This window comes from Paenibacillus senegalensis JC66 (assembly GCF_000285515.1).
In the GTDB taxonomy this organism is placed as follows: Bacteria; Bacillota; Bacilli; order Paenibacillales; family NBRC-103111; genus Paenibacillus_L; species Paenibacillus_L senegalensis.
The window spans coordinates 618,699-630,880 of record NZ_HE610959.1; the positions used below are offsets into that span (position 1 = coordinate 618,699).

Sequence of the window (12,182 nt, forward strand, 5' to 3'; positions counted from 1 at the left end):
AGGGCTTGTTGCCTGCACTTTGTACGAAATGTCGTACAAATGCATGGGGTTAAAGTGCGAATACCGGAGATTTGTATGAAACGTCGTACAAATACAGGGGATTGAAGGCAATTACCCAAAATTTGTATGACAAATCGTACAAAAGCATGGGATTGGAGTGCGATTGCCCGAGATTTGTATGACAAATCGTACAAATGCAAGGTCTTTAAGCTATTAAGGGCCTGCAGCCATCTGCAGCCAGTGTTTCAGACGAAATTTCGTAGCAAGTTATGGGATTGAGGCGCGATTCCCCGAGATTGGTCAGTTGAGTCCGTATAATTGTGTAAAAAGGATTTCCTGAAATGGATAGGAGCCATCCCCATAATCCTCGGTTAGAATGAAGTTTCCGACCTACATTCAGAGAGGAGATTATGAGAAATGGCTCAATATCAGATTAACGCAGATTCAGAGGTATTGCATCAACTTTTTTCAGGTAATTCCCGGTATGAGGCTAGAGTCCGTCCGGATGCTCGGTTACCTCAAGGGCTACCTGTCGTTCCGGCGTTCTCCTTATGAGGGCTGGACAAGGTATAACGTTGTGTAGGAACCGTGACATTGGCCCGCTTGAAAGTGGCAGGCACCCGCCTCGCTGCTTTCCTGCAAAATCAGCAGCACAAAAAAAGTTGGACGGAAAACATTAGTAACGTTTTTCCGCCCAACTTTTTATTTTGGGGACTTAGTGGATAGCCCCTTTGTTTACTATGAGGTTAAAAATAAACTATCAGTGCTTAACCAGTAAACTCCTGAACCCACACATCGTTGTAGTAAGATACACCGATTTTAGTGAAGTTAGGGCCAAGAATATTCTTCTTGTGGCCTTCACTGTTCATCCAATCGTTCATTACCTGCTCCGCTGTGCGTTGTCCTTTTGCAATATTCTCACCGGCATAAGAATAAGGAATATTATATTGATTCATCATATCAAAAGGTGAGCCATACGTAGGCGAATTATGACTGAAATAATTGTTGTGGTACATATCTTTAGCTTTATCCAGTGCCATATTGGACAGATCAGCATCTAGTGTCAGCGGACCAAGACCGGCTTTAGCTCTTTCTTCATTAACCAATCTGGCTACTTCTTGAGCGAGCTCATGAACTCCTTCTACACTGCCAGCATTATCGGGCTGCTGCGGTTGAGGTGCCGGGGTTGGTGTTGGTGCAGGGGCCGGGGCTGGCTGCCCCTTCTCTGGTGCTGGCGTTGGTGCCGGCTGCTCTGGTTCAGGGGCTGGCTGCTCCTTCTCTGGCACAGCTGGAATAACTTGCTCCAGCCAAGGAATATACCATTCGCCTTCTGGCAAGTTGCTGTTTATATGGTCATACAAGCGATCCAGCAAGTCTTGTGGATTCGCTTGAAGCAGTGAATCCAAATTGATGTGATAGACTTGTACAGTCTCATAGGATTGGGTCTGCTTCCCATGAGCTGCGGATGCAGCACCTGCCGAAAAAACCGTACTAGCCAAAAGCACCCCGCTAAGGGCAATCGTCTTGAATTTCTTGTTCATTCGGATTTTTCCTCCTTATTATAGCCAGAAACATAAAGAATAAAGAACTCAGAAAACGCAAGCTCAGTGCCGGCCGTTTCCTGGAGGGCGCTTCTTTTTCCTTTGTTTGCTACTTGGCCGAAATTCTATTAGATTGTAACATGGTCTATTAACTCTATCACTCCACAATGTTTGGCAAAACTGTAAATAATCTCGGAAACGCTTCCAAACCAAACCAACCGAATAGGCCGACAAATTCTGGTCTATAGCCATGAAGACATTGCCAGGTATGAACTTCAAGGGCCTCGACAAAATAATGATGAACATGGGTAGAAAACGATCTTTTTTTAAAATTGAAATAATAAGGAGGACTGAGCTTGCGAAATAAAACCATCATCTCCCTATTGCTGCCTATCATTCTTCTGTTAGGCTCTTGCGGGCAAGCAGCTTCGCCACAACAGCAATCATCGCTGGATGGACCCCGCTCTTCAAGCTTAAATGCCGAAGGTCATGCTGGAGGGACACTGGACATGCTGGCCGGTGGCTCCGAGAAAGCGGTGCGAAAAATCAAGCCCATGGACAACTACCAGCTGCAGCGCAAATTTCCCGATATCCTCTATATGACGGGTCCTTCGGATCAGCCGGTGGCCGCCCTCACCTTTGACGATGGGCCGGATCAGCGTTTCACTCCACAAATTCTGGATGTCTTGAAAAAGCATAATGTACGCGGAACCTTTTTCGTTATGGGCTCCAGAGTCAAAGGACATCCTGAAGTTGTTAAACGCATAGTGGAGGAAGGCCATGCACTCGGCAATCATACTTATTGGCATCCTCAGCTGTACAACGAGAGCTTGTACCGCCTCAAATGGGAAGCGGAAGAAACGGATAAAGCACTGCAGGAAGTGGTTGGTTTTAAGCCTAAGCTGTTTAGGCCTCCCTATGGAGGTTTAACTGATGAGCTCGTTGCCGAATTGGGAAGACAGGATTACAAGGTCATTGGATGGAATGTCGATTCACTGGATTGGAAGGAAATCGGAGCGGACGAAATTTTAAGCAATATGGAGAGTCATTTAAAGCCTGGGGCTATCATTCTTATGCATAGCGGAGGCAATTGGGATCAAGATTTATCCGGAGGGGTCGAGGCTTTGGACCGTCTCATCCCCGAGCTTAAAAACCGCGGTATTGATTTGATTACGATACCGGAGCTGTTGGATCTTCCAGACCGGAAATAGCCGGTCTGGAGGTTTCGCCGGAATTTTTGCCGGAATTATCAAAAACAATGGACAAATCACGAGTTGCCGCTTGATTTTCTAAATTTTTATTAACTGGCCAGGTGCCTTCAAACCTCGATTTGTTGTCTTTCCATACACCGTCAACTATAATTTCAGATAGATATACTTAATGATAGACCTAACGTTTGCCATGAGACGATAGTTTGTAATGACGATAATTTGCCATGACGATAGTTTGCAATGACGGATAAGGCGAAAGATTTTACATAGCGAATACGAAGGGGCCGAGATCATGGAAGTGATTTGCGATTGCAAGGAGATCAAGGATGCTCGGGGGGCTATTGTTCTGGTACATGGGGCTGGAGAGCATTTTGCCCGGTATGAATGGTTATGCGAACAATTGAATAAGGAAGGGTTCTCGGTTTATGGAGGAGATCTGCCTGGCTACGGGCGTACAGCAGGAAAGCGCGGACATATCAACAGCTTTGCGCAGTATTTCCAAGCAGTTGAGCGCTGGCTGCAGCAAGCGTCTTACAAGGACAGGCCGGTATATCTGCTCGGACATAGCATGGGCGGACTTGTAACGATCCGTTATGCGATGGAAAACAGCCCGCAAGTAAACGGAATCATTCTGTCCTCTCCTTGTTTAAAGCTGTACCGCCAAGTGTCCCGTTCGCTGGAAATGCTAGTTTCCGTGTTGAATCGGAGCTTGCCGGGTCTTCAATTCAAGTCGGGCATTCAACCTGGTGCGGTAAGCCGGAGTAAAGAAGTGCAGCGCAGAGTAACCGATGACCCGTATTATGCCAAAAAAGTAAGCGTCAGATGGTACAAGGAGCTGAGCTCAGCCATGGCCATTGCCCGGGAGCAAACCAGCCGCTTTCCTGATATCCCGCTGCTTGTTATGCAAGCCGGTGACGATCTTGTTGTCCAGGCTGAGGCAAGCCGGGAATGGTACGCCAAGTTAGAAATCCCGGACAAGCATTACAGGGAATGGCCCGGCTTGTATCATGAACTGTTTAATGAACCGGAAAAGCAAGAGGTGTTCGCGTATATGCTGGATTGGCTTGAGGCCGGGAGGTAGTCTTATGACTACACTCCTATAAAGCCTCCATACAAATTAATGAAGAAGATGGTGATGTCCGTCATTTTATCCGTATAGAGCAGAATGCCGACCAGTACCATTACTGCTCCGCCTATTTTCATAATGCGGTTGGAATATTTAATAATCCATTTGGTTCTGCCAATGAAAAAGGCCATTACGAAAAAAGGCACCGCAAAGCCCAAGGTATAAGAAACGGTATACAACAGCGCCTGATCCGGATTACTGACAGCCATAGCCAGTACCGCTCCAAGTATAGGCCCTACACAAGGAGTCCAGCCTGCAGCATAGGTCATGCCTACCAATACCGAACCCGTGTAGCCGACCGGTTTGCTGGGCAGTGAGAAGCGGAGATCCTTAAGGAGCATTTTAGGTTTAAAAATCCCCATCATAACCAGCCCCATTAAGGCCACCAATACGCCCCCCAGCTGTCTGATCAAAGTTTGATAATTGGCAAACAAGGAGCCTACGAGACTTAGCGACCATCCAAGGGCGATGAAGATAATCGAGAAGCCCAGCATAAAAAACGCGGTATGAAGCATTGCCCGCTGCTGGAACATTCCTCTTCCCTCTTGCAGGTCTTTTACGGATACTCCCGTAATGTATGACAGATAGGACGGATATAAAGGCAGACAGCATGGAGATATGAAAGACAGAACTCCTGCTCCAAATACAAGCCATATACTTAAGTCCGCAGCATTCATTATCTTCACCCATTTCATTGACGATATTATTCAAGTTTTCTTTCCAGCTATTTTCTATTGTAATGGATTTCCGCACTCTTCACTCTATCCTAGCTTATCTTATTATGAACATTTCTAGAACAAAGCGAGCAAATCCATCTTTTCAAACTCAAAGGGTGACACGGGATTTGGGCAGCATGCTTAAAGAGTATCAAAATGTCCCCTTGTTGAATACAACTTATGTTATTAGAACATTTTAAGAGCAGTCCGCACAGAAATACGATAAGCGCAGGAAATAGATGGCAGTCCAGGTGGAAAAGAGATACAATCGAGATTAGTTGTTTTCTTTTTTTCGCAAAATTTTATATGATAGGGATAATGGCCTTCAGAGGACCTATCAGCTACTAGTACAAACCGATGAAACAGAAACCGCCTTCTCAAAAGAGACTGCCGTTTCTAAGTGCAGCAAGTCAGGGTAGTTTTTTCAGGAGGGAATATTATTGCAAACAAAATTAAATGAAGTTAGAAATAAACTTCAAGCCTACGGCCAGGAGCATCTCCTCGCCTTTTGGCCTTCGCTATCCGATGATTCCCGGGAGAAGCTGTTGCAGCAGATCGATTCGATCGATTTTGATTTGCTTCAGCAGCTATCCGGCAAAGCGGGTAAGAAAGAAAAGCCCGATAGCATCGAGCCGATCTCCGCTGAGAAGTGGACAGAATTCGATAAGTCCAGACAGGCGGAGCTTGAACAATTGGGATGGTCGCTGCTAAAGCAAGGCAAGGCCGCTGTATTGGTCGTTGCCGGCGGTCAAGGAACACGGCTTGGTCATCCGGGACCTAAAGGTACTTTTGATATCGGCCTGCCTTCACGCAAATCTTTGTTTCAACTTCAGGCAGAGCGTCTGATTAATTTGTCGGGCAAAGCACAGAAGAACATTCCGTGGTATATAATGACCAGTCCCGAAAATGACGCGGAAACTAGAAGTTTTTTTGCTGAACACCATTACTTTGGCTATGATGAAAATTCTATTTATTTTTTTGAACAGGGTGTATTCCCGGCAATTGACGACAAGGGAAAGGTGCTGCTGGCCCGCAAAGACGAAATCGTTATGGCACCGAGCGGCAACGGGGACTGTTTCCCTGCTTTAAAGCGCAATGGCATACTGGATCAAATGAAACAGGAAGGCGTTGAATGGCTGTTTTATTATAATGTAGATAATGCTATCGTCCGCATTGCGGATCCGGCTTTTATCGGGTATGCTGCTGCTTCTGGTTTACAATCCGCCAGTAAAGTAGTCCGTAAATCTCATGCCCGGGAGCGGGTTGGCATACTCTGTATGCAGAACGGCCGTCCTGCAGTAGCGGAATATTCCGATATTCCGGAAGAGCTGATGCTCGCGGCTGATGATAAGGGTCAGTGGCTTTTTCCTTACGCCAATATTTCCATGCATTTATTCCATGTGAATTTTGTGGAAAAAGCGGCTGCTTACCCAATGCCTTTTCATGCAGCCAACAAAAAAATCCGTACGGTGGATGCGAAAGGCGACAAAGTCGTACCGGAGCAGCCTAACGGGTATAAATTCGAGAAGTTTATTTTCGACTGCTTCCCTTTAATGGAGCGAATGGCTTTGTTAGAGGTGGAGCGTGAGGATGAGTTCGCCCCTGTAAAGAATAAAGAAGGACAGGACAGTCCGGATACGGCCAGAGAGATGCTGTATCATCTTCATCGCAAATGGCTGCTTGCAGCGGGTGTATCCAGGGAATTAATCGAGCATCAGCCCGTTGAAATTTCACCTCTTCTGTCTTATGCGGGTGAAGGATTGGATTCTGAAGTCATCCGCTCTATCCTAGCGTCTAGAGTGGTCTGATTCTAAAGTTGTTAAGCTATCTCTAAAAAAATAAGGTGCCTCACGCTGTCGCTTGACGCTAGGGCACCTTGTTTGCTATTCCACAATCTTAAGAAATACCGGCTTGACGATTTCGAACGAATGGTCTGTTGGAGTCAAGCGACCACTGGATGCATCAATTTGAAATGTCGTAACTGTGTTGCTCTCTTGATTAGCTGCCAACAGCCAGCGGCCGTCCGGGGAAAGAGCAAAGTTTCTTGGAAAGCGGCCTCCGGTTGCTATAATTTCAATCAGTTCCAGCCTGCCGTCTGAAGGCATGACCTGGTAAACAGCCAGGCTGTCATGGCCGCGGTTGGAGCCGTATAAATATTGGCCGTCCGGAGAGAGATGCAAGTCCGCGCAATAATTTTGCCCGGTGAACGATTCCGGCAGTGTCGTGATCGATTGCAGCACTTCCAGCTGGCCCTGGCCATCGTAAGCAAGTACCGTAATCGTGGAATTCAATTCATTAATAACATAGAGGCGGTCCCCTTCCTTGTTAAACAGCAAATGCCGCGGACCTGCTCCCGGTTCGAGGGAGGTTCCTCCGTGTCTGACTAGTTGATTACGTTCCGGGTTGAGCTTATACACTACAATCTGATCCAGCCCAAGATCGGCAACAAATACGAATTGTTTGCCGGGGTCCATTACAATGCAATGAGGATGAGGCTGCTGCTTGCTGCCGGCGGCAGCCAGTTGGCGATGATCGTGGAAATCGGCCATTGCGCCTATTCTGCCATCATCCAGCATAGGATATGCGGCAATACTCCCCCCTGTATAGTTAGCTACCAGCAGCAGCTTAAGATCACTATATAGACTTACATAACAAGGGATAGCGCCCGAAGTCGGCTGCTTATTCAAATATGCAAATGATCCATCTTCATTTAATGCATAGGCATGCAGACTGCAGCTAGGCTCAGCAGTCTCACTAACGACATAGAGTCGAGTTTGCTCCGGATTCAATGCCGCATAGGAAGGATTGTCGATCCCGCTTATCCCTGCAACACGCTTAAGCATGCCCGAGCTTTTGTCAAGGATAAGCCGAGTCAATCGTTCTTCTCCCCCGCTTCCATACGAACCTGCAAATACATGCCATCCATCACTAATGGTCGGTTCCATTATCATAACCCCTTCCTCTCTACAACGCTGTTGTAGGCTCTGGAAGTATTTTCCCATAAGACGAGACATGCAGACAAGTCTTGAAATTAAAAAACTGATAAGGGTGTTCACCAAGGTGCTGATCGGAGGAGGAAAACCAAGGAGGAATTACGCGGGGAGAATCGTATCGCCTTTCATATCCATAACTTTTAATGTACTGGACGGTGTTAAGCGGCTGTTCGCGTATTCCCTTAAGTCTCCACGATATACGAGCTGCAGCAGCGGAGAATTCTCCAAATCTACTGGCGTAGTCATACAGGGTGTCTTGGAAACAAGATTGATTCCACCTGCCTGAAACACGGAAGTGACGAATTGCGTGCAAAAGTAGGCTTTTTTCCGTTTAATCCGTGTTTTCAATGCAACTCCCAGCAAGCCAAGGAAGTTATACCGGTATTTATGCTGTTCACGCTCAACACGCTGTACTTCCCCAAGAATAAGAGAGTACTGGTCTTCACTGACAGAGCAGCTGTAAATCGCGCATTGCGTCTGATTCTGCCCCTGCCTGATCAAGCTGCCGTACAGACTCTCTTTAACAAAACCGCCTATCCACGGATTGCTGGGATCTTTGCGTCCGAAGCTGTAAATTGTACTTAAATTTTTGTCAAACGCAATAGAAGAATGATTTAGAGCAGATTTTGTGTACAGCCCAATCGCTCTGGAAAGCAGCGTGCCCGTATCTGTAAATAAAATATAAATCTTCTTCTCATTCAACATAGTAACCACCTACATCACAATTATTATTGCCTGTTCTTACTCTATAACTGAATTATATTAAATAGGTTCAAGTTAATAACATAGTCCAGCGGCTGGAATTGTTCTGGACTTAAGTCGGGGTAATCCTATCCTCTTCCTGCTCATCTATTGTAATGGCTTGTAAGCAAATTGTGTACAGATTTAAAGAAAAATTAAACTTTCATTCAGAGAATGGTAAGACTTTGTATTGGCTTCCGGCCCCTTCCAGAATAAAAACCGAAGGAGTCTGCCATACTCTAAGTAAGGATGCACAGCGTCAACTGGACAGCCAGAGACATGGTTCCGACATGGTTTTCTGTTATGGTGCCATGTCTTTTTATTGACAAAGGAGCGACAAATGTGGAACAAGGTAAAAAGTGGGACCTGGTCGCGGTGGCTTCCATACCCCTAATTATGACACTTAGCAATTCCATGCTAATTCCGATCCTGCCTGTTATGGAGAGGGAACTCGGCATCTCCTCGGTTCAAGCCAGTCTAATCATCACGGCGTACGCGGGTGTAGCCATAGTGTTCATCCCTATCGCCGGGTATCTATCCGATCGTTTTGGCCGAAAAAGAATCATCCTTCCCAGCCTGATCCTGGCCGCAGCGGGCGGCGCATTATCCGGCGTTGGCGCATGGTTTTTCAAGGAATCGGCTTATCCGCTTATCCTTAGTGGACGATTGTTATCGGGGATCGGTGCGGCTGGTGCAAGCCCGATCGTTCTTCCATTAGTCGGTGATATGTTTCGTAGAGAAAAGGATGTCAGCACAGGGCTTGGCATTATTGAAACCTCCAATACGTTCGGCAAGGTGTTAAGTCCCATTTTGGGCTCTTTGCTGGCTGCCTTTGTCTGGTTTTTGCCTTTCCTGGTTATTCCCGTATTTTGTATCATTGCTATTGCAGCCGTCAGCTGGCTTGTCAAAATTCCTAAGAAAAAAGAGAAAAAACCACTGGAACTCGGCCGTTTTATTTCCAGCTTAAAATATACTTTCAAACGCGAAGCCGGTTGGCTCACAGCTATTTTTGTTATCGGCGGTTTCAGTATGTTTGTTATTTTCGGTTTTTTGTTTTACCTTTCCTCCGTCCTGGAAACAGCTTACCATATCGACGGAGTGGTCAAAGGAGCGCTGCTTGCTATTCCGCTAGCGGCTTTATGCCTATCTTCCTATTTAACCGGAAAAAAAATTGGAGAGAATAAAGTCATTATGAAATGGGTAACCTTTAGCGGCATAACGTTACTGGCTGCAGCTATGTTATACTGCGGATTATTTCCCGCTATGACTATTTCCCAATTATTTTTCCTCATGTTTGTCAGCGGAATCGGCATTGGAATTGCCCTGCCCAGTTTAGATGCCCTAATTACGGAAGGGATCAGCAAGGAAAAACGCGGAACCATTACCTCTCTTTACAGCAGTATGAGATTTATAGGCGTTGCCGCAGGACCTCCGGTTGCCTCCGTATTAATGAGCCAGCCCTCTGCCCTGTTCTATACTTTTGCCTGTGTCGCTGCTGTTGGAAGCTTATTGGCTCTGTTCGCTATTGTTCCCGGGCGCAGCAAGCTCTCTGCATTATCATAAACGAATTAAACTCGCATTTGGTTGCCTTAAATATAAAAAAACCTTTTTCCTGCATCTGACAATGCTAATACGAAAAAGGTTTTTTTCGTTTCAAATCACGTACAAGATTTATTCTACAGCCTGATTTTTCACCTCAAATTCAGCATATAACGTATGCTTGGAGTCCCTTGTCTCATTGTTCACTTGTTTGACAATCCGGTAAATTCCATCCTCCAGACCATCCAGAATAATGTCCTGCTTCCAAACTTCCCCTGGCTTCAAATAAATGGCTACCATAATAAAAAATTGCTCCTCTTTGGGCGGAACTTTTCTCCATTCCCCGTTTAGCCGCCTTTCGATTTCATAAGGATAGCCAAAGAAAAAAACATCGTTTCCCGGATTTTTAATAATCAGAGTAAGCGAATCACTGCCGGTATATTGATTCTTGTCGGTGCTCATTTCCAGCATTGGCTTCTCAGTCCCTTCAACCTCAGCTTCCTCAGACCAATTGTGTAGGGAAAACAGGCTGCGCCCTAATAACTGATTTAAGGGCATCTTGTTCGTTTCTGCTAACTCTGCCGGCGCTGGCTGGAGCACTAAAGTCCAAGCCAATGCAGCCATAACTATTATCATAAGCTCGTCTCCTGATTTTAAATTCCTTTTGACCACACATCCACTTGGTACTATTTTTCCATTGTTTCTGCAGAATAATAACTATAAAAATAACAAAACCTATATTTCCCTTTCCTATTCATGTAGAGCGCAACAAATGGGTTGTTATTCGCGTATAACATTTGGAAGACATTGGACAAGCTTTAATGGTCTGCCCTATTGTTAATTTTCGCACAGAAAGAGGTTACAGAAGGCTTTGAAACGTATCCGCAACATAAGCATATTTATTCTTTTCAGTTTATTGACACTTACTATTTATCAAGGAAACAGTTACGGTTATCAGCCTGCTGTCACATGGGCCGAGGCTGATCGTGCACTCCTTTCGGGGCAGATGGGTTTTAACCGGATGCAGGTTAGCCAGCTCAGACACGTTACCGGCACCGCCCCCACTCCACCGGAGGCGCAAACCGATATTACTTATATCGCTCATCGCGGCTATTCCGCGGCAGCACCGGAAAATACGATTCCGGCCATTGTCAAGGCTTTTCAGCACGGAGCCCATGGAGTGGAGATTGATGTGCAAATGACTGGCGACGGCTATGCTATCGTCTTTCATGATCATACACTCAAGCGCACTACTAATGGAAGTGGCTTCGTAAGGTTCAAAAAACTGAATGATTTGAAAGCACTGGATGCCGGCTCTTGGTTTCGTAATGGGGATTATACCGGAACGGCTATACCTACCTTTGGCGAGGCATTAGATGCTATGCTTCCTTACCGCAACCCGATTGTGTATACCGAAATTAAAGATTATCGCAATCCCCAGGATATTCAAGCCATTGTAGAATCCGCCAAAAAGAAGGGCTGGGAGAAAAGAATGGTTTTCTCTTCCTTCTCGGGAAAAGACCTTAAACTGGTAAGAGAGCACACAACGGAAGCACTCATTGGCTTTATTTGCGACTCCTCCAAAAGCTGCAATAAAGCGTTAAATTCTGCAGCAGAGGATGGTCATGCGATGATCCACGCAAGCTTTATGGTATTATTGGAGGAACCCAGAATTGTGGAGCTGGCTCTGCAGCGGGGAGTGGGGATTGCCGCCTGGACTGTTAATTCTCCCGAAACCCGGGATCGTTTGGTTGCTTTGGGTGTTACTACCTTCATTACGGATCAACCGGAATGGCTGTCCAAGGTGGAGGTACAGCCATCCTTTTAAACAAGGCTCTGGGCAAGCTGTTATGAGCTTGTTCAGGAGAAATCAGCTTATTAGTGAACATGCCCCCGCGACATTCGCGGGGGTTTTTTATGGAATCAAGGCTAATGTACAATCACTCTAGACATCTTGCCCGTATACTGTACCAGAAAAACGGAAGGAGTTGATATTCAAAATGTCCTGTAATCCTTATTGTCCAAAAGTGTCTCCTGTAGTTACTTCACCTACTGTTGTGTATAGAGATTTTTATCACCCGCAAGTGGTGCCAGTTGTCCATCCCGTTGAAATCGTTAATCGGCACCATTGTGTCCCCGTGCCTCAGCATGTTTACACTTACAGCTGCCGTGATGAAATGGGCGGTATGGTATCTCCCTCCAGCATGAAAGGCCGTCCTCGCCGTTAATCAATCAATTTAATCTCAGCACGGCTGGCTCCTATAACGGGGCTGTCCAGAAAGTCCCCAAAATAAAAAGTTGGGCGGAAAAACATA

Annotated in this window: 10 protein-coding genes; 5 read left to right on the forward strand and 5 right to left on the reverse strand. The window is 46.0% G+C overall.

Annotated features, from left to right (window positions below):
* Positions 1-767: 767 nt before the first annotated feature.
* Positions 768-1,541: a CAP domain-containing protein gene (locus tag PSHG_RS31730; RefSeq protein WP_010274151.1), complete on the reverse strand. Its 774-nt coding sequence runs from the start codon at positions 1,539-1,541 to the stop codon at positions 768-770.
* Positions 1,542-1,897: 356 nt separating this feature from the next.
* Between PSHG_RS31730 and PSHG_RS14930 the strand changes: the two genes are divergently transcribed.
* Together PSHG_RS14930 and PSHG_RS14935 are read left to right on the forward strand one after the other, a co-directional pair.
* Positions 1,898-2,752, forward strand: a complete 855-nt coding sequence (locus tag PSHG_RS14930; protein ID WP_010274152.1) for a polysaccharide deacetylase family protein — start codon at positions 1,898-1,900, stop codon at positions 2,750-2,752.
* Between the two features lie 292 nt (positions 2,753-3,044).
* Positions 3,045-3,833 (forward strand): alpha/beta hydrolase, encoded by a 789-nt coding sequence (locus PSHG_RS14935; protein WP_010274153.1) that lies wholly within the window; start codon positions 3,045-3,047, stop codon positions 3,831-3,833.
* Between the two features lie 8 nt (positions 3,834-3,841).
* On the opposite strand, the gene PSHG_RS14940 is transcribed toward PSHG_RS14935, so the two are convergent.
* Positions 3,842-4,555: a cytochrome c biogenesis CcdA family protein gene (locus tag PSHG_RS14940; protein WP_010274154.1), complete on the reverse strand. Its 714-nt coding sequence runs from the start codon at positions 4,553-4,555 to the stop codon at positions 3,842-3,844.
* Between the two features lie 479 nt (positions 4,556-5,034).
* On the opposite strand from PSHG_RS14940, the gene PSHG_RS14945 reads away from it, so the two are divergent.
* Complete coding sequence (locus tag PSHG_RS14945; protein WP_010274155.1) at positions 5,035-6,402, forward strand: UTP--glucose-1-phosphate uridylyltransferase; 1,368 nt, start codon at positions 5,035-5,037, stop codon at positions 6,400-6,402.
* A 75-nt stretch (positions 6,403-6,477) separates the two neighbouring features.
* Here the strand turns inward: PSHG_RS14945 and PSHG_RS27735 are convergent, their stop codons facing one another.
* Together PSHG_RS27735 and PSHG_RS14955 are read right to left on the reverse strand one after the other, a co-directional pair.
* The gene (locus PSHG_RS27735) at positions 6,478-7,539 is read right to left on the reverse strand and encodes a lactonase family protein (RefSeq protein WP_010274156.1); all 1,062 of its coding nucleotides are present in this window, start codon (positions 7,537-7,539) and stop codon (positions 6,478-6,480) included.
* Between the two features lie 147 nt (positions 7,540-7,686).
* Positions 7,687-8,292 (reverse strand): hypothetical protein, encoded by a 606-nt coding sequence (locus tag PSHG_RS14955; RefSeq protein WP_010274158.1) that lies wholly within the window; start codon positions 8,290-8,292, stop codon positions 7,687-7,689.
* 378 nt (positions 8,293-8,670) lie between these two features.
* Between PSHG_RS14955 and PSHG_RS14960 the strand changes: the two genes are divergently transcribed.
* Complete coding sequence (locus PSHG_RS14960) at positions 8,671-9,891, forward strand: MFS transporter (protein WP_052310071.1); 1,221 nt, start codon at positions 8,671-8,673, stop codon at positions 9,889-9,891.
* Positions 9,892-9,999: 108 nt separating this feature from the next.
* On the opposite strand, the gene PSHG_RS14965 is transcribed toward PSHG_RS14960, so the two are convergent.
* Entirely contained in the window at positions 10,000-10,503 is a 504-nt protein-coding gene (locus PSHG_RS14965; RefSeq protein WP_010274162.1) for an immunoglobulin-like domain-containing protein, read from the reverse strand.
* A 235-nt stretch (positions 10,504-10,738) separates the two neighbouring features.
* Between PSHG_RS14965 and PSHG_RS27740 the strand changes: the two genes are divergently transcribed.
* Complete coding sequence (locus PSHG_RS27740) at positions 10,739-11,695, forward strand: glycerophosphodiester phosphodiesterase (RefSeq protein ID WP_010274165.1); 957 nt, start codon at positions 10,739-10,741, stop codon at positions 11,693-11,695.
* The last annotated feature ends 487 nt before the right edge of the window (positions 11,696-12,182 follow it).

What these genes read in the sequence shown, in the direction of transcription:
- PSHG_RS31730 (WP_010274151.1), bottom strand. Translation starts at nt 1,541, where the DNA reads ATGAACAAGAAATTCAAGACGATTGCCCTTAGCGGGGTGCTTTTGGCT.
- PSHG_RS14935 (WP_010274153.1), top strand. Translation starts at nt 3,045, where the DNA reads ATGGAAGTGATTTGCGATTGCAAGGAGATCAAGGATGCTCGGGGGGCT.
- PSHG_RS14940 (WP_010274154.1), bottom strand. Translation starts at nt 4,555, where the DNA reads ATGAATGCTGCGGACTTAAGTATATGGCTTGTATTTGGAGCAGGAGTT.
- PSHG_RS27735 (WP_010274156.1), bottom strand. Translation starts at nt 7,539, where the DNA reads ATGGAACCGACCATTAGTGATGGATGGCATGTATTTGCAGGTTCGTAT.
- PSHG_RS14955 (WP_010274158.1), bottom strand. Translation starts at nt 8,292, where the DNA reads ATGTTGAATGAGAAGAAGATTTATATTTTATTTACAGATACGGGCACG.
- PSHG_RS14965 (WP_010274162.1), bottom strand. Translation starts at nt 10,503, where the DNA reads ATGATAATAGTTATGGCTGCATTGGCTTGGACTTTAGTGCTCCAGCCA.